Source organism: Mesorhizobium sp. PL10 (genome assembly GCF_053714315.1).
In genome coordinates this window covers 217,317-236,930 of the sequence record NZ_JBSKBR010000002.1, presented here as the reverse complement: position 1 = coordinate 236,930, position 19,614 = coordinate 217,317, and the positions used below count along the sequence as shown (strand labels likewise).

The window sequence follows — 19,614 nt, the reverse complement described above, 5'->3', positions numbered from 1 at the left end:
AGGAGAACTCCACGGAATTTCGTCAGCCACAAACACACCAACCAACTACAAAAACACAGGGGAAAGGGTAGAATCCATGATCAAGAATTACCGCCTTCTCGACCTCATCCGGCGCCAGCGCACGCCGCTCGAAAACCACCTGATCGACGGGCTGGTTGATGGCCGCGTCAGCCGCCGCGAGTTCATCCGCCACGGCAGCCTGCTCGGCCTGTCGCTGCCGCTGCTCGGCGGCATCACCACAGCAGCCGGGCTCAGTGGCATGCCCTCGCTCGCGCGCGCTCAAGGCGCGCCCGGGGCCACCATCCGGGTCGCCAGCAGCGTGCCGGCCGCGGCCATCGATCCGGTGACCATTGCCGACGCCGGCGGCCTGCTGGTGATGCAGCAAGTGGCCGAATTCCTCTGCGTCGACGGTCCCGATCTGGTGCTGCAGCCCGCACTTGCCGAAAGCTGGAAGCCGAACGCCGACGGCACGGTGTGGACGTTCACGCTGCGCAAGGGTGTGAAATTCCACTCAGGTGGCGAGATGAAGGCCGAGGACGTGGTAGCCAGCATCGACCGCCTTGCCGATCCGGCCAATTCGTCGAACGCGCTGTCGGTGTTCAATGGCATCCTGAAGAAGGGCGCGAGCAAGAAGGTCGACGATTACACCGTCGAATTCCATCTCGACGCGCCGAACGGCAACTTCCCCTACATGCTATCGTCGGACAATTACAACGCCGTCATCGTGCCGGCCAGCTATAAGGGCGACTACGAAAAGAGTTTTGACGGCACCGGCCCGTTCAAGATCGAAAAGTACACGCCGAAGGTCGGCGCTTCGTTCGTGCGCAACGAGAATTATTGGGGGCCGAAGGCACTGCCGGAGCGCACCGAGTTCACCTTCTTTGCCGACATGCAGCCGATGATCCTGGCCTTGCAGGGCGGCCAGGTGGACATCATCAACCAGATGCCGGTGCTGTCGGGTGTGGCGCTGCTCAACGACCCGAACGTCGACATCATCAGCCTGAAATCGTCGGCGCATCAGCAGCTGCATATGCACTGCGATGAGGGCCCGACGAAGGACGCCCGCGTGCGCCGCGCCATCGCGCTCTGCCTCGACCGCGAGAAGCTCGCCGCCGGCCTGATGAAGGGACGCTCGGCGCTCGGCAATGACAGCCCGTTCGCCGCCGTCTACCCCTCGACCGACACCAGCGTGCCGCAGCGCAAGCAGGACATTGCCCAGGCCAAGCAGCTGATGGAAGCTGCGGGCGTCGGCCAGGGCTTCAAGATGACGCTCACCACCGAGCGCTATCTGGAGATCCCGGAATACGCCCAGCTCGTCCAGAACTGGGTCAAGGAAATCGGCATCGAGCTCGAACTCAACATTCTCGACCAGGGCGCCTATTATGGCGATGCGGTGTTCGGCAAATCGAACTGGCTGGATTCGGCGATGGGCATCACCGATTACGGCCACCGCGGCGTGCCGAATGTCTATCTGGCGGCACCGCTGAAGAGCGAAGGCACCTGGAACGCGGCGCACTTCAAGAACAAGGACTATGACGCGCTGGCGACCAGCTACATCGCCGCCCTCGACCTCGAGGCGCAGAAGGCCGACGCCGGCAAGATCCAGAAGCTGCTGCTCGAGGAAACGCCTGTTATCTTCGGCTATTTCTACGACTATCTGACGGCGACGGCGAAAGGCGTGACCGGGGTGCAGCCGACCGCGATGTCGCAGCTGTTCCTCGACAAGGCGTCGAAGGCATAAGGGAAGGGAAAGCCTATCCTCTAACGGCCAGCTCCCGCACGGGAGCTGGCTAGCCAAGGAGTCTCAGCCATTCTCTCCTTCCTCGCCCGGCGTGTGTCGCTGTCGCTCGTCACGCTGTTCCTGCTCTCGATCATGGTGTTCCTTGGCGGCCAGGTGCTGCCCGGAAATGTCGGGCGCGCCATATTGGGGCCGTTCGCCGACCAGCGCGCCGTCGATGCGCTCAACCACACGCTCGGCGTCGACCGCCCGTTGCTCACCCAATATGGCAGCTGGATCTGGAATTTCGTCCAGGGCGACATGGGCACGTCCTACATCTTCCGCTCGCCGGTGGCGCCTTTCGTGCTGGATGCGCTCGTCAATTCGATGAAGCTGGCAGCCGTTGCCTTCGTGCTGGTGGTGCCGATCGGGATCCTCGGCGGCGTGATTGCCGCGCTCAACCTCAACCGGCCGCTCGACCGCATCATCAGCCTCGGCGGCCTTTCGGTGACGGTGCTGCCGGAATTCGTCACCGGCATCATCCTGATCCTGATCTTCGGCGTCTGGCTGCGCTGGCTGCCGATCTCGGCGGCTTGGCCGAAGGACGCCGGCTTCTTCACGCAGCTCTACTACCTGATCCTGCCGTCGCTGCCACTGTTTCTGGTGCTGTTCGGCTACATCGCCCGCATGGCGCGCTCCGGCATGATCGAGGCACTCGATTCCGACTATACGCGTACGGCGGTGCTAAAGGGCCTGCCGTGGCGAACGGTGATCTGGCGGCATGTGCTGCGCAACGCTCTGTTGCCGACCATCACCGTCATCGCTACCCAGACCGGCTATCTGATCGGCGGCCTCGTCGTCATCGAGACGCTGTTTCGCTACCAGGGCATCGGCTCGCTGATCTTCACCGCGGCGCGCGGCAAGGATTTCCCCATCCTAGAGGCCGGCATCCTGACCATCGGCATCGTCTATGCGGTGGCGACCCTTGCCGCCGACTTCCTCTATTCCGTGCTCAATCCGCGGATACGGCTGGGGACAGACCAATGAGCACCACCGTGACCATTCCATCGCCCGACACTGCCCCCCGGCGCGGCCCTTGGGCGGAAGTGTTCTTCTCGCTGTTGCGGTCGCCGACTTTCCTCGTCGGCCTCGGCATCGTGCTGTTCTGGGTCGCCTGCGCCTTGTTCGGCGAGCACTTCGCGCCCTATGACCCGCTTGCCGACGACATCATCAACGCGCTGGCGCCGCCTTCGGGCGAGCACTGGTTCGGCACCGACCAGATAGGCCGCGACGTCTTCTCGCGTGTCATCGTCGGCTCGCGCGACATCCTGACGGTTGCGCCGCTGGCGACGCTGCTGGCGACCGTGGCCGGCACCGCGCTCGGCCTCTTCACCGGCTATTTCCGGGGTATTGTCGACGACATCGTCAGCCGTATCCTCGAAGCCTTCATGGCTATTCCCGTGGTCATCGTCGCACTGTTGGCAATCGTCGCGCTCGGCACCTCCAAGGCAACGGTGATCGTCGTCATCGGCCTGAGCTTCGCGCCGATCATTGCGCGGACCGTGCGCTCGGCCGTGCTTGCCGAACGTGAGCTCGACTATGTGGCCGCAGCGCAGCTCAGGCATGAGAGCGCATTCCATACGATGTTCGTCGAGATCCTGCCCAATGTCATTCCGCCGATCCTGGTCGAGACCACCGTGCGGCTCGGCTATGCGATCTTTGCCGTCGCCACGCTCTCCTTCATGGGCTTCGGCATCCAGCCGCCCTCGCCCGACTGGGGTCTGTCGATTTCCAGCAATTACGGCATGATCGGCGGCGGCTTCTGGTGGACGGTGCTGTTCGATGCGCTGGCCATCGCCTCGCTGGTGATCGGCGTCAACCTTGCGGCCGACGGTGTCCAGGGGGCGCTCAATGACTGAGACCAACGCGCTCGAACTGCACGACCTCTCCGTCGCCTACCGCGTCAACGGCCGCAACCGCGCGGTGCTGCGCAATCTCAGCCTCAACATCAAACAGGGCGAGGCCTATGGGCTGGTCGGCGAATCCGGCTGCGGCAAATCCACGGTGGCGCTCACCGTGGTGCGTTATCTCCCGCGCAACGGCTCGATCACCGGTGGCGCGATATCGCTCGACGGCCAGGATGTGATGAAGCTCGACGCTGAGGCGCTCAGGCGCGCCCGCGCCGACAGCGTGTCGATGGTCTACCAGGATCCGGGCAAGGCGCTGAACCCGTCGCTGCGCATCGGCCGGCAGCTGACCGAGATTTTCGAGCTTGGCGGCGTCACCGGACAGGCGGCGGAAGACCGCGCCATCGCCATGCTGAACCGGGTGCGCATTTCCGACCCGAAGAGCGTCATGCAGCGCTACCCCCATCAGCTTTCAGGCGGCATGCAGCAGCGCGTGGCGATCGCCATGGCGCTGGCCAACGATCCGACCATGCTGATCCTCGACGAGCCGACGACCGGCCTCGACGCGACGGTGGAAGCCGAGGTGCTCGATCTGATTGCGCAGCTCAGGCGCGAACTGTCGGCCTCGATCCTGTTCATCAGCCACAACCTCGCCGTCGTCTCCAACATGTGCGACCGGGTCGGCGTGCTCTATGCCGGCATGCTGGTCGAGGAAGGGCCGACGGAGAGCGTGTTCAGCGATCCGCGCCATCCCTACACCGTGGCCTTGCTGCGCTGCCTGCCGCGCGGCGGCCAGCGCAAGGACCATGGCCGGCTCGACACCATACCGGGCTTCCTGCCCGGCATCGGCGCCACCATCAAGGGCTGCGCCTTCGCCGATCGCTGCGCGCTCGCCACCGAGCGTTGCCGCACCGAATTGCCGCCGCTCTACGATCTCGGTGGAAGACTGTCGCGATGCCACTATCACGAACAGGCGCAGGCGCTGCCACGCGCGACGCCGAGCGATGTCGCTGCCCCTGCCCGCAAGGAGGCTCCGGCTGTCCTGCGCGTCGACGGATTGAACAAGACCTATGTCAGCCATGGCCATGCGCTGCGGGCGGTGAAGGATGTGTCGGTCACCCTGCAGCCCGGCGAGACGCTCGGCCTTGTCGGCGAATCCGGCAGCGGCAAGACGACCTTCGCGCGGCTGCTGCTCGGCCTCGTGCCGCCCGACGAAGGCGGCATGATCGAACTCGAAGGCAAGCGGCTGGCGCCCAGCCTGGGCAGCCGCAGCGACGACCAGATCAAGGCGATGCAGATCGTCTTCCAAAACCCGGATTCCGCCCTCAACCGCTCGCATTCGATCCGCCATCTGATCAGCCGCGCGCTGAAGCGGCTGGCTGGCCTGAAGGGCGCCGCACTGCAGGCCCGCCTCGAAGAACTCGTGCGTTCGGTGCGGCTCACCGACCGGCATCTCGCCGTCAAGCCGCGCCAGCTGTCGGGCGGGCTGAAGCAGCGCGTCGCCATTGCGCGCGCCTTCGCCGGCGAGCCGCGCATCGTCGTCTGTGACGAGCCGACCTCGGCGCTCGACGTTTCGGTGCAGGCGGCGATCCTCAATCTGCTCGCCGATCTGCAGTCGAAGGAAGATGTCAGCTACATCTTCATCTCGCACGACCTTGGCGTGGTGCGTTATCTCTCGGACAAGATCGCGGTGCTCTATCTCGGCCGCATCATGGAGCTCGGGCCGTCCGAGAACGTCTTTGCCGGGCCGCATCACCCCTATACGGAAGCGCTGCTGTCGGCGGTGCCCAAACTCGACCAGAAGGAGACGTCGCGCATCCGGCTCGACGGCGAAATCCCCAGCGCCACCAATCCGCCGCCGGGCTGCGTCTTCCACACACGCTGTCCGCGCAAGATCGGCGCGATCTGCGAGGAACGGGAGCCGCCGCTCAGCGAAGCCCAGCCCGGCCATTCGATCCGCTGCCATATTCCCTATGCGGAGCTGGCAAGGCTGCAGGCGCCTAAGCAGCCAGTGCCAGCCTGAGGGCTGGTTAACCCCGATAGCCCTCCGCCATGCTGAAGACGCGATCACCTTCGGCAAAGCCCTCGCCCGGCGTCCAGTCATTGGCCAGCGCGCGCAATCCATCGAGCGCGACGTTGAGGGTGTCCGACGAAAGCGGGTTGGCGGGATAGGCGAGATAGATCGGCCGTTGGAAAACCGGCGCGTCCTCGATGCGCCGCATCTCGCCGCGCTCGATATGACCGCTGACGGCGCTGAGCGGCAGATAGGCCGCCGCCTGCTGCGACAGCACATGTTGCAGCCCGATGAACACCAGTCCGGCCGAGATGGCCGGCTTGACAATGCCGGCAAAGGCGCGGTCGTGCTCGATACGGTATTCCAGCCCCCAGTCCATGAAGATGTAATTCTCGGTCCAGGGCTTGGTCTGCGCGGCATGCTGGACGAGAACCACCTGGTCGACCGCAAGCGTTTCATAGACGACGCCGGGATGCGGCCTGGGCAGATAAAGGATGCAGATGTCGAGCAGCCCTTCAGCCAACTGGTCGATCGTCTGGTCGGGGAAGGAGCCTTCCAGCCTCAGCGCCACATTTGGCCGCCTTTCGCGCATCCAGGCGATCCAGGACGAGGTGATGCGGTCCCAGAGATAGGCGGGTGCGGTGAGCCGTAGCAGCGTCTCATAGCCATCGGGAACGGCGATGTCCTGCCGCGATTGCTCCCAGGTGCGGGTGATCGTCGAGGCATGCGGCAGGAACTGGCGGCCGGCCGGCGTCAGCGTGACGCCGTCGCGGTCGCGCACGAAAAGCCGGCGCCCCAACTGCTCCTCCAGACCCCTGATCCGCGCGCTCACCGTGGACTGGGCGAGGTTCAGCCGGCTGGCGGCGACGGTGAAGCTGCCATGGGTGGCAACCTCAAGAAAACTGCGCAGATTTTCGGTGTCCATGATTTGGCTCCGCCATCGAAAATTTCGATGGCCCCCATCAAAAAATATCGCTTTCCGGCCGAGGTCAACAGTGACCTATTTGGCAAAGCCCCCACAAACCCTAGGGAAGTCCGCCATGCCCAGGCTTTTCCGCACCATCGATACAGCCCGCAAGCATTTAAGCGCCATCGAAAATTCCGCTGTCGACGAGTTGCTGGCCGGCCGTATCGGCCGGCGCGATTTCCTCAGGCACGGCAGTTTGCTCGGCCTGTCGCTGCCATTCCTCGGCGGCATCGTTGCGGCGGCCGCGTTCGGGACGGAACCGGCGCGCGCCGAAGGCAAGCCCGGCGGCACCGTGCGCGCGGGCATCGCCACGCCCGGCGGTGCCATCGATCCCGTCACCTACTATGACAGCGGCAGCTACCAGTTGGTGTTCCAGACCGCCGAGTTTCTCTGCGTGACCCAGCCGGACCTGACGCTGAAGCCGGTGCTGGCCGAGAGCTGGTCGCCCAACGAGGACGGCAGTGTGTGGACCTTCAAGCTGCGCAAGGGCGTGAAATTCCACAATGGCGAGGACTTCAAGGCGGACGACGTCGTTGCCACCTTCGACCGGCTGGCTGATCCCGCCGGCGCCTCCAATGCGTTGTCGGTGTTCAAGGGTCTGCTGTCGAAGGGCGGCACGCAGAAGGTGGACGAACACACCGTCGCCTTCCATCTCGATGCGCCCAACGGCAGCTTTCCCTATTCGGTGTCGATCGACAATTACAACGCCGTCATCCTGCCGGCGAGCTACAAGGGCGACTACGAAAAGACCTTCGAAGGCACCGGCCCGTTCCGGCTGGAGAGCTACACGCCGAAGGTCGGCGCGACCTTCGTGCGCAATCCCGACTATTGGGGCGAGAAGGCGCTGCCCGACCGTCTCGAATTCAAATTCTACGGCGACGTGCAGCCGCGCATCCTGGCGCTGCAGGCCGGCGAGGTCGACCTGCTCGACGCCGTCCCGCTCGACGTCAGCCAGGTGGTGCTGAACAGCCCCGATATCACGGTGCTGCGCGTTGCCTCCACCGCGCATCGCCAGCTGCATATGCGCTGCGATATGGCGCCGTTCACCGACAAGCGCGTGCGCCAGGCGCTGGCGCTCTGCATCGACCGCTCCAAGCTGGTCGACGGGCTGTGCCGCGGCATGGCGGCGACCGGCAATGACAGCCCGTTCGCGCCGGCCTTCCCGGCCACCGACAAGTCGATCCCGCAGCGTGCGCAGGACACCGCCAAGGCCAAGCAGTTGATGGAAGCTGCGGGGCTCGGCGGCGGCTTCGACATCACGCTGACGACGCTGCGCTATTCCGACATTCCTGGCTATGCGCAACTGTTCCAGAATTTTGCCAAGGAGATCGGCGCGCGCATCGCCCTCAACATCGAGGACCAGGACAAATATTACGGCAAGGCGGTGTTCGGCCAGTCGGACTGGCTGGACAGCCCGCTCGGCATCACCGACTACGCGCATCGCAGCGTGCCGAATGTCTTCTTGAAGAGCCCGCTGGTCAGCGACGGGCCTTGGAATGCGGCGCATTTCAGGAACCCGGCCTATGACGGCATGGTCACCTCCTACCTGAAGGCGCTCGACATCGGCGCGCAGCGCAGTGCGGCCTCCGACATCCAGAAGCTGCTGCTCGACGAGACGCCGGTCATCTTCAGCTATTTCCCCGACCTTCTGGTGCCGGTGCGCAAGAATGTCAGCGGCCTGCCGCCGATTGCCGCCGGCCTGCTGCTCGATCGCGTATCCCTGGGGTAGAGGATCCGGGCCGAAGGCTGCGCCGGCAAAAGGCGGAGACGTCTTTTGCCGCGAGACCTTCGGTCCGGTCAGACGTGTCATGCGCCAACGTCAGGCCACGAAAGACAAGAAACGGGAGACTACCATTCGCAAGCCTCATTTGCGCGGTCGCGGACCGCATTTTCCGGTGCTCGACCAGATCGTCCAGTACGAGTCCGAGCCCGGCTATGTCGCCTTCACCATGCCGTCGCTGAAACGGCTGCGGGTACAAGTCGGATCGATGACCGTCGCCGACACCACCAGGGCGCTGGTGTTCTACGAGAGCGATCATCTTCCGGTCTATTATTTCCCGATTGAGGATGTGCGCGAGGAGTTCCTGCTGCCCTCGAAGACGACGACGGAGGACCCATACAAGGGTACCGCCACCTTCTACTCGCTCAACACTGGCATCACCCTGGTCGAGGATGGAGCCTGGCGCTATCTCGATCCGGCCAAGGGCTGCCCGCCGATTGCAGGCTATATGTCGTTCGTGTGGAGCAAGATGGGCCACTGGTTCGAGGAGGACGAAGAGATCTTCGTCCACGCCCGCGATCCGTTCCGCCGGGTCGACTGCCTGCCCTCGTCGCGGCGCGTGCAGGTCATTCTCGACGGCGAGCAGGTGGCGGATACACGCCGTGGCGTGTTCCTGTTCGAGACCGGCCATCCGGTGCGCCACTATCTGCCGATCGCCGACACCAGGCTCGATATGTTCGCGTCCAGCCGCTACATCTCGCGCTGCCCCTACAAGGGCATCTCCAACTACTATCACGTGACGACCGCCACCAAGCGGCACGAAAACCTGGTCTGGTACTATCCCGAACCGGTGCATGAAGCCGAGCGCATCAAGGGCCTGGTGTGCTTCCACCATGAGCTTGTCGACAAGATTCTGGTCGACGGGGTGGAGATTTCGAAAGAAGCCACGGCGGCTTCGAGCGGGTATTTCTGAGGGTACGCCCCGTCTAAGTAGCGGATGCCGAAGGGTAGCCGCAGCGATCCTTAGCGCCCCCTCCCTCTTTTCCCGGTTGAAATATTTTTCAAATGGAAATAGGAATGTTCAAAATGATGATTTGACGCAGCAGTGCGTCACGACTGGAGGAAGCGATATGGCCCATCCGCAATTTGCAGCGGAACTTCTGCAGCGCGCCGAAGCCCAGGGGCCCATCACCATCGGCCTGGCCGGCGCCGGGCAGATGGGCACCGACATCGTCGTCCAGGTCGCGTTGATGCCGGGCATGCGGATCGGTGCCATTTCAGAGGTACGGCCACAAGCGGCGATCGATGCCGCACTGCTGGCCGGCCATGACCGCTCCGACATCGTCCAGGCCGCCAATGCGTCCGCGATCGACCGCGCAATCGAGGCCGGCAAGATTGCTGTCACCGAGGACCTACACGCGCTGGCCGCTGCCGGCCGCATCGACGTCATCATCGACGCTACCGGCAATCCCAACATCGGTACGCTGTTTGCGCTCGAAGTGATGAAGAACGGCAAGCACATCGTCATGCTCAATGTCGAGGCCGACATCACCATCGGGCGTTTCCTGAAGGAGGAAGCCCGTAAGGCCGGCGTCGTCTACACGGGTGCCGCCGGCGACGAGCCTGCATGCACGCTTGAGATCATCGGCTTCGCCCGCAGCCTCGGCTTCAACATCATCGCCGCCGGCAAGGGCAAGAACAACCCGCTGAAGTTCGACGCCATGCCGGCCGACTACGCCAAGGAGGCGGCCGAGCGCAACATGAATGCGCGCATGCTGGTCGAGTTCGTCGACGGCTCCAAGACCGCGATCGAGATGGTGGCGATCGCCAATGCCACCGGGCTGGTGCCGGACGTGCCGGGCATGCACGGCCCGACGGCAACGCTTGAGGAACTCGCCAATGTGCTTTGCCCGCGCGAGGATGGCGGCGTGCTGCACCGCAAGGGCGTCGTCGACTATTCGATCGGCAAGGGCGTGGCGCCCGGCGTGTTCTGCGTCATCGAAACCAGGCACCCGCGCGTGATGGAGCGCATGATCGACCTGAAGGTCGGCAAGGGCCCCTATTTCACGATCTTCCGGCCCTACCACCTGACCAGTCTGGAAGTGCCGCTGTCGGCGGCGCGCGCCGTTGTCTACAAGCGCGCCGACATGGAGCCGCTCGACCATCCGGTGGCCGAGGCGGTGGCGGTGGCCAAGAGCGACCTCGGCGCCGGCCAATCGCTCGGCATGATCGGCGAGACCGACTATCGCGGTTTCGCCATGACCTGGGAGGACGCGCGCGCCAAGGGTGCGCTGCCGCTGGGGCTTGCCGAGCGGGCCCAGGTGGTCAAGCCGGTGAAGACCGGCGACTTCCTCACCTATGAAAATTGTGTACCCGACGATTCGATGGTGATAACGCAGATCCGCCGTCGTCTCGACCAGTCGGACGGACGGTTCGTGACCAACGCCGCCTGAACCTTCGGGGCCTCTTGATGGACGATGTCGTTATCGGGATCGATGCCTCGACGACGGCGGTGAAGGCGATCGCTTTCGCGCGCGATGGCGCTGAGATCTTCCAGGCGCGTGAAACCTATCCGCTTTCAAACCCGAAGCCCGGCCATTTCGAGCAGGATGCCGAACATTGGTGGGCAGCCCTTGTCGGTGCGCTGAAGCAGGTCACGACCAAGGTCGGCGCCGGGCGTGTGGCGGCGATTGCCATCGCCCATCAGCGCGAGAGCTTCACGCTGATCGATGAGGCCGGCAAGCCGCTCATTCCGGCGATCCTCTGGCTCGACGAGCGCGCCCGGCCGCAAGTAGCGAGGCTGTCGGCCGAGCTCGGCCGCGAGGCGATCCGCGACTGGAGCGGCAAGCCGCCGGATCCAACGCCGGCGCTCTACGCCATCGCGTGGCTGGCCGAGCACCAGCCGCAGGTTCTGGCCAAGGCCGCGGCTTTGGTTGACGTCCACGGCTTCTTCGTCCACCGGCTGACCGGACGCCTGGTCACCAGCACGGCAAGCGCCGATCCGCTCGGGCTGCTCGATGTCGCAACAGGCGAATGGCGCCCCGAACTCATCGCGGCCGCAGGACTCAGGCCCGAGCAGTTGCCGGCGCTGGTCCGTCCAGGCGAGATCTGCGGCGGGCTTGCCGAAGGCATTGCGCAGTCGACCGGCCTGAAGCCCGGCACGCCAATCGTCGCCGGTGCCGGCGACGGCCAGGCCATGGGCCTCGGCATGGGCGTCTATGGCGCCGGCAAAAGCTATCTGTCGCTCGGCTCCGGCGTCGTCAGCGGCTGCTATTCCGGCACGGTCACCACATCGGACGCGTTTCGCACGTTGGTCTCGCCGACCGGTTCCGGTTTCATGCTGGAGACCGTGCTGCGCTCGGGCATGCAACTGGTCGACTGGATCGTGCGCACCACCGGCGCAGCGTCCGCGGCGGAACTGGAGAAGCTTGCGGTCGACGTCGCCGCCGGCAGCGACGGCCTGCTCGTCATGCCCTACTGGGCCGGCGTGATGAGCCCGTATTGGGACGGCGCGGCACGCGGCGCCATTGTCGGCCTGTCGCTCGACCACCGGCCGGAGCATCTCTTCCGCGCGGTGCTGGAAGGCATCGCCTTCGAGCAGGCGATCGCGACCGAAGCCATGGAAGGCCGGACCGGCGGCAAGCCGGCGGATATGATCGCCGCCGGCGGCGGTACCCGTTCGGCGCTGCTGATGCGGATCATGGCCAGCGTGCTCGAGCGGCCGCTTTCGGTTTCACCGGTCAACGAAGCCGCTGCACTGGGCGCCGCCATGCTGGCGGCTTCGGCGATCGGCTGGTTTGCCTCACCAGAGGCGGCGGCGCGTGCAATGACCGCCCCGCCCGCCAGACGTGTCGATCCCGTCGCAGAGTTGGTCCCGGCCTACCGCGCCCGCAAGGCGATCTACCGCGACCTCTATTACGCGACGCGCGACATCCATGCGCGGCTCGCCTCGGCCTGAGTTTGCCTGCCGCCCCACGGCGGAAGCTTCCGGTTTTGTCCGGCCAGTGTTAGATTGAGCACGCTCATGAAGGCAGCATTCCACCTTGCGGTCCTGCCCTGGATTGTCGCGCTCGCGGCAATTCCAATGGCAACGCATGCGCAAGACGAGCCTTTGGACGAGCTGCCTTTCGAGGTGACGCTCGACATGGACAATGACGGCCGGACGGATCGGGCCGTGATTGCGCAGGACCCCGACAACGGGCAAGCGGACCTTTCCATCTATCTGGCAGCGGGCGAAGGCAAGCTCGACCCCTCCCGCAAGCCAAGTTTCGTCAAGAAGGCGCTTACGGAGGATCGTATCCTTGGGCTCGAAAGCAGGGGCAAGGGATCGCTTGCCATCATCTCCTGTCTTGGCTCCGGCGCCAACAGATCAACGGAAACGACGCTGACGATCGTCTGGCGCCAAGGCAAATTCCTGGTCGCCGGCTACAGCTTCGACTGGGACTGGAACGTGCAGAAAGCCGACAGCACCGTCGAGACCACGCTCGGCGGCTGCGACATCAATTTCCTAACCGGCAAGGGGGTCGTCTCGAAAGATCTGGAGGAAGGCAAGCCGGTCGCGGGAAAGTTCACACCGATCGCCCTCGCCGACTGGTCGGACGACAGCCGGCCGGAGCCCTGCAAATTCTGACCACCACACTCTCTTCAGCGGTTGAGCAGGCCCTTGGCCGCATCCTCGTCCGTGATCAGCACCGAAACCTTGGTGCCCGCCAGCGCCGCGCGCATGACAGGCACCTTCTCCTGGCCGCCTGAAACCAGGATGATGCTCGGAATGTCGGACAGATCCTGCAGCGGATAGGCGCAGACGCGGCGGTTGACCTCGTGGTCGACCGAGCGGCCCTCGGCGTCGATGAAGTGGCACAACAGGTCGCCGACCGCGCCGGCCGCCTGCAGCTCCTCCAGTTCGCTCGGCTTGATGAAGCCATAATTGGCGATCGGGCTGTCATTGGAGAACGAGCCGACGCTGAGCACGGCGATGTTGGCCCGGCGCGCGCGGAAGACGACATCCTGGACGCTGCGCTGGCTCATAAAGGCGTCGCGCTGCTCCGGCCTGTCGGCATAGACCGGCACCGGCAGGAGAAAACATTCGGCGCCGATCTTTTCGGCGAACTCCCAGGCGCTTTCGGTCGGGTTGAGCGGCTGTGCATGGGTGAGACCGCCGAGCATCGACACGACAGTGGTTCTGGCGATCGGCCGTCTCGGCAATTCGTTGATGGCGAATTTCAGCGTACGCCCCCAGCCCAGCGCAATGACATCGCCGGCATTGACGTTGTCGGCGAGATAGGCGGCGGCGGCATGGCCGATCATCAGCGGCGCGTTGCTGCGGTCGGCGGCCGACGGCACCACGACGGCCTGGCTGAGCCCAAAGCGCTGCTTCAGGCTTTCCTCAAGCTGCACGCATTCGACGACACTGTCGCGGATGCGGAACTGGACGATGCCCTCCTCGCGGGCGGCCGAGAGGATGCGGTGGACCTTGATCCGGCCGACGCCGAGGATTTCCGAAATGCGCTCCTGCGTCAGGCCCTCGACATAATAGTGCCAGGCGGCGCGGGCCTTCAGCTCGGCATCGGGGAAGCGCGAGGCCTTCTCGTTTTCGACGGTCGCCATGCTCGTGCCCTCCCGCGGCAGATTTCGGAAATCTTTTCCGCAAAGCGCCGCCCCCTGGCCTTCCCTAGGACAAACCGCCCTGTGGCGCAAACCGTCGCCGAGTGGCGCAACGGCTCTTGACAATTTTCTGATGAACAGTTTAGCTGAACAAAATTGCATATCAAAGATAAATTGTTCACAGGGAGGTGCCTGGTGAACAAGAGCGGACGGCAGGCCATCGCCGTTTCGCTGACGGAGGAGACGAAGTGGCCGTGAGCAATGATGCAAGCGACTCGAAAGCTGGCGAGTTGAAAGCCGCGACCGGCGCGCAAGGCGCGACGAGCGCGAAGCTTTCGGCGCTGTTCGCCGGAACGATGGGGCCGCTGATCGGTCTGCTGCTTTTGTGCCTGGCGCTGACTCTGACCACCGACACCTTCCTGACGATGCGCAACATCCTCAATGTGCTCGACCAGATCACCGTGCTCGGCATCATGGCGATCGGCATGACGCTAGTCATCCTGATCGGCGGCATCGATCTCTCGGTCGGCTCGGTGCTGGCGCTGGCCGCCATGGTGATGGGCTTCGTCGCCCACCCCGATTATCTCAATCTCGGCCTTGCAGCCGGCGTCGTCGCAGCACTGGTCGTCGCCGGCCTTTGCGGACTGGTCTCGGGCTTGCTGGTGACCGTCACCCGGCTGCCGCCCTTCATTGCCACGCTGGCGATGATGTCGGTGGCGCGCGGTCTTGCCAACATGATCACCGACGGCTCGCAGATCGTCGGCTTCCCCGACTGGTTCACCAACCTGTCGATCATCCGCCATTTCGGCTTCCTGTCGGTCACCGTCGGGCTGATGATGGTGCTGGCGATCATCTTCGCCATCTTCCTCAACTACCGCGCCACCGGCCGCAGCCTTTACGCCATCGGCGGCAGCGCCGAGGTGGCGCGGCTCTCCGGCATTCCGGTCAAGTCGCTGACCAACTGGGTCTATGCCATTTGCGGCGTGCTCGCCGGGCTTGCCGGCATCGTGCTGGCGGCGCGGCTGGATTCGGTGCAGCCGAGCTCCGGCCTCGGCTATGAGCTCGACACCATCGCCGCCGTGGTGATCGGCGGCGCCAGCCTGTCGGGCGGCGTCGGCTCGATCGGCGGCACGGCCATCGGCGTGCTCATCATCGGCGTGCTGCGCAACGGGCTCAATCTGCTCGGCGTCTCGCCCTTCATCCAGCAGGTGGTGATCGGCGTGGTGATCGCGCTGGCGGTCGCCACCGACACCTGGCGTCGGCGACGGCAGTGAGGAGCGAGCCGCAACAGGAATTCGCCCGGATGTCCGGGCGATAGACGGATCGGTCGATCCGAGACTGGGAGTGTTCGGCCAAGGGCGCCATGGGGTGCGTCGGCTGAACGGATTTGAACATCAACGGAGGAATACATGCTGACCAAACGTTCATTGCTGCTTGCCGCTGCCGCCGTCATACCGCTGCTTGGCCTGACCGAGATGGCCTCGGCCAAGGAGGCCAAGAAGCTCGGACTGGCTGTCGCCAATCTGCAGGCCGACTTCTTCAACCAGATCAAGCAATCCGTCGAAGCCTACGGCAAGGAGAAGGGCATCGAGATCGTCACCGTCGACGCCAAGGGCGATTCGGCGACGCAGGTAAGCCAGGTGCAGGATCTGATCACGCAGAACATCGATGCGCTGATCTACATCCCGGCCGGCGCTACCGCCGCCACCGTGCCGACCAAGACCGCCAAGGCTGCCAGCATTCCGGTGGTTAATGTCGACCGCAACGCCGACGGCGCGCCGGGCGACACCTTCATCGCCACCAACAGCGTCGCCTCGGCCCAGGCGGTGTGCGACTACATCGCCAAGCAGGCCGGCGGCAAGGGCGAGCTGATCATCATCCACGGCCAGAAGGGCACGACACCGGAAGTCGACCGCTCCAAGGGCTGCGGCGAAGCGCTCAAGGGCTACCCCGATATCAAGGTGGTCGGCGAATTGTGGAGCGAAGGCTGGCACCAGGACGAAGGCTTCAAGCTGACGCAGGACCTTTTGCAGTCGCATCCCGACGTGTCGATCGTCATTGGCCAGGCCGACGCGCTGGCGCTGGGCGCAGCACAGGCGGTCAAGGTCGCCAATCCCGGCCACAAGGTCTGGGTCGCCGGCTTCGACGGCGACGTTGCGGCGCTGAAGGCGCTGAAGGACGGCGTGTTCGACGTCACCGCGACGCAGCAGACGCAAGGCATGGGCAGGCTCGCCGTCGATGCGGCGATCAAGCTGGTGGCCGGCGAGAGCATTCCAGCCGAACAGCTGCAGGACGCGACGCTGACGACCAAGGACAATGTCGAGCAGTTCATCGCCAAGCATCCGTAACCTGCGGCACCGCGTAAGAGAGCGCCACGATGTCCCCAGAACCTCGCCGCAGCGAAAGCCCGCATAGCGGGCTGTTCGTCAACGGCCTGTGCAAGAGCTACGGACCGGTCCAGGTCCTGGCCGATGCGAGCTTCGAGGTGCGACCGGGCGAGGTCGTGGCGCTGCTCGGCGAGAACGGCGCCGGCAAGTCGACTGTCTCGAACATCATCGCCGGCGCGACGAAATCCGATGCCGGCTCAATCACCTGGCGGGGGAAGCCTTATTCCCCCGCCTCCCCAGCCGCGGCAATCGATGCCGGCGTCGGCATGATCCACCAGGAACTGAAGCTGCTGCCAGACCTGTCGGTGGCGGAAAATGTCTATGTCGGGCGCCTGCCGATGCGCGGCGGCCGCATCGACCGCGCCGAGATGAACGCCAAGGCCTCGGCGCAATTGAAGCGGCTCGGCCTCGACGTCGCGCCGGAACGCAAGGTGCGCACGCTGCGCATCGCCGCGCAGCAACAGGTCGAGATCGCCAAGGCGCTGACGCTGAACGCCGAGTTGCTGATCTTCGACGAGCCGACCGCAGCGCTTGGCGGCGAGGAAACGGAGCTTTTGTTCCAGCAGATCCGCAAGCTCAAAGCCGAAGGCATGTCCTTCATCTACATTAGCCACCGCCTCGACGAAATCGCGCAGATTGCCGACCGCGTGGTGGTGATGCGCGACGGACGCATCGTCGCCCGCCACGAGCGCGCCGACATTCCCGTGCGCACCGTGGTGGAGCAGATGGTCGGCCGCTCGGTCGAGCGGATGTTTCCGCATCTGTCGCCGCCGCGCGAGGAAACGCTGCTCGAGGTCGAGAACCTGTCCTCGCCGGAGAAGAGCTTCAACAATGTCTCCTTCTCGGTCAAAGCAGGCGAGATCCTCGGCATTGCCGGGCTGATCGGCGCCGGCCGCACCGAACTTGTGCGGGCGATCGCCGGCGCCGATCCGATCTCGTCGGGCTCGGTGCGGGTCGCCGGCCAAGCCGTGCACCTCAGTGGCCCGGCGGCAGCGATAAAGGCCGGCATCGTGCTGGTGCCTGAAGACCGCAAGGCGCAGGGCGTCGTGCTGGAACAGACCATCGGCGAGAATCTGGCGTTCGGCAATTTCGACCATGTCGCCCCGAAGGGCTGGGTGTTCCCGAAAGCGGTGCAGAAATTTGCCGAGGCCGGCATCGCAAGGCTCGGCGTCAAGGGCAAGCCGAACCAGGCGGTGAGCAAGCTTTCCGGCGGCAACCAGCAGAAGGTGATCATCGCCAAATGGGTGTCGCGGCCGCCGAAGGTGTTCATCCTCGACGAGCCGACTCGCGGCATCGATGTCGGGGCGCGCGCGGCGATCTACGACGTCATCGCCGACCTCGCCCGCTCCGGCATGGCCGTGGTGGTGGTCAGCTCCGACCTTGAGGAAGTGCTGGGGCTGTCCCACCGCGTGCTGGTGCTGAGCCGTGGCCGGCAGCGCGGCATTCTCGAGCGCAATGAAGCAAACAATGTCGCGGTGATGGAACTCGCTACGAGCTGAGCGCGGCAGATGGGAACAAAGCGCAACAGGTGATACCCTCCCAGGCACCGGACCGCGCGGGGCGCCAGCTCAGAGTTGGCGCCTCTTCATTTCAGGGAGAGGGAGAGACATGACACTATTCGATCTCAGCGGTGACGTTGCGCTGGTGACAGGCGCCGGCAGCGGCATCGGCCAGGCGATCGCCGTCGGGCTCGCCGAAGCCGGCGCCGACATTGCCTGTTTCGGCCATGCCTCGAAAGGCGGGCTGGAAGAGACCGCGCACAAGATCACGGCACTCGGCCGCAAGACGCTGGTGCTGACCGGCACGGTGACGTCGGAGGACGACCTCGCAGCCGCGGTGGCGCGCACGGAGAAGGAACTCGGCGCGCTGACCATCGCCGTCAACAATGCCGGCATCGCCGGCGCCGAACCTGCCGAGACGCTGCCGCTGGAAAAATGGCAGAAGATCTACGACGTGAATGTCAGCGGCGTGTTCCTGTCCTGCCAGGCCGAGGCGCGCGCCATGCTTGCCCGCCGCAAGGGCTCGATCGTCAACATCGCTTCGATGTCCGGCTCGATCGTCAATCGCGGACTGACCCAGGCGCACTACAATTCGTCAAAAGCCGCCGTCATCCACATGTCGAAGAGCCTCGCGATGGAATGGGCCGATCGCGGCCTGCGCGTCAATGTGGTGAGCCCCGGCTACACGCTGACGCCGATGAACAAACGGCCGGAAGTCGCCGAACAGATAAAAATCTTCAAGCGCGACACGCCGATGGGGCGCATGGCGACGCCGGAGGAGATGGTCGGCCCCACCGTGTTCCTGGCCAGCCGCGCCGCGAGTTTCGTTACCGGCATCGACCTGATTGTCGATGGCGGCTTTGTCTGCTGGTAGGAGAACAAGAAGTGCAGCAGCGTTTTGAAGGCAAGACGGCGGTCATAACCGGCGCGAGCGGCGGCATCGGCGCGGCGATGGCGAAGCGCTTCGCCGAGGAAGGTGCGGCGGTCGTGGTCAGCGCCATCGACTCGCGTGTCGACGACGTCGCGGCCGGCTTGAAAGCAGCCGGCGCCAAGGTCGCGTCGATGCGTATGGACGTGACCAAAAAGGACGAGGTCGCCGCGCTCTACGATCTTGCCGAGAAGGAATTCGGCCGCGTCGACATTTCGGTGCAGAATGCCGGCGTCATCACCATCGCCAGGATCGAGGCAATGACCGAGGCCGAGTGGGACAAGGTGATGGCGGTCAACACCAAGGGCGTGTTCCTGTGCTGCCAGGAGGCGATCGCGCGCATCCGCAAGCATGGCGATGGCGGCCGGCTGATCAATACGGCGTCGGGCCAGGCGCGGCAGGGTTTTATCTACACGCCGCATTATGCGGCGTCGAAGTTCGGCGTCGTCGGCATTACACAGAGTCTGGCCAAGGAAGTGGCCAAGGAGAAGATCACCGTCAACGCCATCTGCCCCGGCATCATCGACACCGACATGTGGGCATACAACGACGCAGCCTGGGGCAAGCTGATGGGCGACTACAAGCCCGGCGAACTGATGGCCGAATGGGTGAAGAACATCCCGATGGGCCGCGCCGGCAGCGGCGAGGACGTCTCCGGCCTGGTCAGCTTCCTCGCCAGCAACGACGCCACCTACATCACCGGCCAGACCATCAATGTCGATGGCGGCCTTATCATGTCGTGAAGTCAGCTCTGGCGGTTGGCAATCGACAAGTCTGAAATTCCGCGGTGCACATGGCATCAGCCGTTGCGCCGCATGAACGTTGGTATATATAATTTCATCCTATGAAACGGCCTTGGTGGAGATGGGGC

General features: G+C 64.6%; 16 protein-coding genes. 14 read left to right on the top strand and 2 right to left on the bottom strand.

Annotated features, from left to right (window positions below; all coding sequences use genetic code 11):
* Positions 1–76 precede the first annotated feature (76 nt).
* The 4 genes from ACWGTO_RS04670 (at position 77) to ACWGTO_RS04655 (ending at position 5,647) form a co-directional block, all read left to right on the top strand.
* The gene (locus ACWGTO_RS04670) at positions 77–1,741 is read left to right on the top strand and encodes an ABC transporter substrate-binding protein (RefSeq protein WP_454573695.1); all 1,665 of its coding nucleotides are present in this window, start codon (positions 77–79) and stop codon (positions 1,739–1,741) included.
* A gap of 69 nt (positions 1,742–1,810) precedes the next feature.
* On the top strand, positions 1,811–2,764 hold the full coding sequence (locus tag ACWGTO_RS04665) for an ABC transporter permease (protein WP_454573967.1): 954 nt from the start codon (positions 1,811–1,813) through the stop codon (positions 2,762–2,764).
* Entirely contained in the window at positions 2,761–3,636 is an 876-nt protein-coding gene (locus ACWGTO_RS04660) for an ABC transporter permease (RefSeq protein ID WP_454573694.1), read from the top strand. The genes ACWGTO_RS04665 and ACWGTO_RS04660 overlap by 4 nt, the downstream gene beginning before the upstream one ends.
* Entirely contained in the window at positions 3,629–5,647 is a 2,019-nt protein-coding gene (locus tag ACWGTO_RS04655) for a dipeptide ABC transporter ATP-binding protein (protein ID WP_454573693.1), read from the top strand. The genes ACWGTO_RS04660 and ACWGTO_RS04655 overlap by 8 nt, the downstream gene beginning before the upstream one ends.
* Positions 5,648–5,654: 7 nt before the next feature.
* Here the strand turns inward: ACWGTO_RS04655 and ACWGTO_RS04650 are convergent, their stop codons facing one another.
* A complete protein-coding gene (locus ACWGTO_RS04650) occupies positions 5,655–6,563 on the bottom strand; it encodes a LysR family transcriptional regulator (RefSeq protein ID WP_454573692.1) in 909 nt (302 codons plus the stop codon).
* A gap of 115 nt (positions 6,564–6,678) precedes the next feature.
* On the opposite strand from ACWGTO_RS04650, the gene ACWGTO_RS04645 reads away from it, so the two are divergent.
* From ACWGTO_RS04645 to ACWGTO_RS04625, 5 genes are all read left to right on the top strand, one after another.
* Entirely contained in the window at positions 6,679–8,334 is a 1,656-nt protein-coding gene (locus tag ACWGTO_RS04645; RefSeq protein ID WP_454573691.1) for an ABC transporter substrate-binding protein, read from the top strand.
* Positions 8,335–8,413: 79 nt separating this feature from the next.
* Positions 8,414–9,298 carry a DUF427 domain-containing protein gene (locus ACWGTO_RS04640; protein WP_454573690.1) on the top strand — a complete coding sequence of 295 codons (885 nt, stop codon included), beginning with the start codon at positions 8,414–8,416 and terminating at the stop codon, positions 9,296–9,298.
* A 157-nt stretch (positions 9,299–9,455) separates the two neighbouring features.
* Complete coding sequence (locus tag ACWGTO_RS04635; protein ID WP_454573689.1) at positions 9,456–10,778, top strand: NAD(P)H-dependent oxidoreductase; 1,323 nt, start codon at positions 9,456–9,458, stop codon at positions 10,776–10,778.
* Positions 10,779–10,795: 17 nt separating this feature from the next.
* Positions 10,796–12,283, top strand: coding sequence for a xylulokinase (locus ACWGTO_RS04630; RefSeq protein WP_454573688.1), 1,488 nt, complete (start codon positions 10,796–10,798; stop codon positions 12,281–12,283).
* A gap of 66 nt (positions 12,284–12,349) precedes the next feature.
* The gene (locus ACWGTO_RS04625; protein WP_454573687.1) at positions 12,350–12,955 is read left to right on the top strand and encodes a hypothetical protein; all 606 of its coding nucleotides are present in this window, start codon (positions 12,350–12,352) and stop codon (positions 12,953–12,955) included.
* Between the two features lie 14 nt (positions 12,956–12,969).
* Here the strand turns inward: ACWGTO_RS04625 and ACWGTO_RS04620 are convergent, their stop codons facing one another.
* Positions 12,970–13,932, bottom strand: coding sequence for a sugar-binding transcriptional regulator (locus tag ACWGTO_RS04620; protein WP_454573686.1), 963 nt, complete (start codon positions 13,930–13,932; stop codon positions 12,970–12,972).
* A gap of 287 nt (positions 13,933–14,219) precedes the next feature.
* On the opposite strand from ACWGTO_RS04620, the gene ACWGTO_RS04615 reads away from it, so the two are divergent.
* The 5 genes from ACWGTO_RS04615 to ACWGTO_RS04595 all read left to right on the top strand — a co-directional run bounded on the left by ACWGTO_RS04615 (position 14,220) and on the right by ACWGTO_RS04595 (position 19,486).
* On the top strand, positions 14,220–15,203 hold the full coding sequence (locus tag ACWGTO_RS04615) for an ABC transporter permease (protein WP_454573966.1): 984 nt from the start codon (positions 14,220–14,222) through the stop codon (positions 15,201–15,203).
* A 135-nt stretch (positions 15,204–15,338) separates the two neighbouring features.
* Positions 15,339–16,277 carry a substrate-binding domain-containing protein gene (locus ACWGTO_RS04610; RefSeq protein WP_454573685.1) on the top strand — a complete coding sequence of 313 codons (939 nt, stop codon included), beginning with the start codon at positions 15,339–15,341 and terminating at the stop codon, positions 16,275–16,277.
* Positions 16,278–16,306: 29 nt separating this feature from the next.
* Positions 16,307–17,815, top strand: a complete 1,509-nt coding sequence (locus tag ACWGTO_RS04605; protein ID WP_454573684.1) for a sugar ABC transporter ATP-binding protein — start codon at positions 16,307–16,309, stop codon at positions 17,813–17,815.
* A gap of 109 nt (positions 17,816–17,924) precedes the next feature.
* The gene (locus tag ACWGTO_RS04600) at positions 17,925–18,689 is read left to right on the top strand and encodes an SDR family oxidoreductase (RefSeq protein WP_454573683.1); all 765 of its coding nucleotides are present in this window, start codon (positions 17,925–17,927) and stop codon (positions 18,687–18,689) included.
* 11 nt (positions 18,690–18,700) lie between these two features.
* Entirely contained in the window at positions 18,701–19,486 is a 786-nt protein-coding gene (locus ACWGTO_RS04595; protein ID WP_454573682.1) for an SDR family oxidoreductase, read from the top strand.
* Positions 19,487–19,614 lie beyond the last annotated feature (128 nt).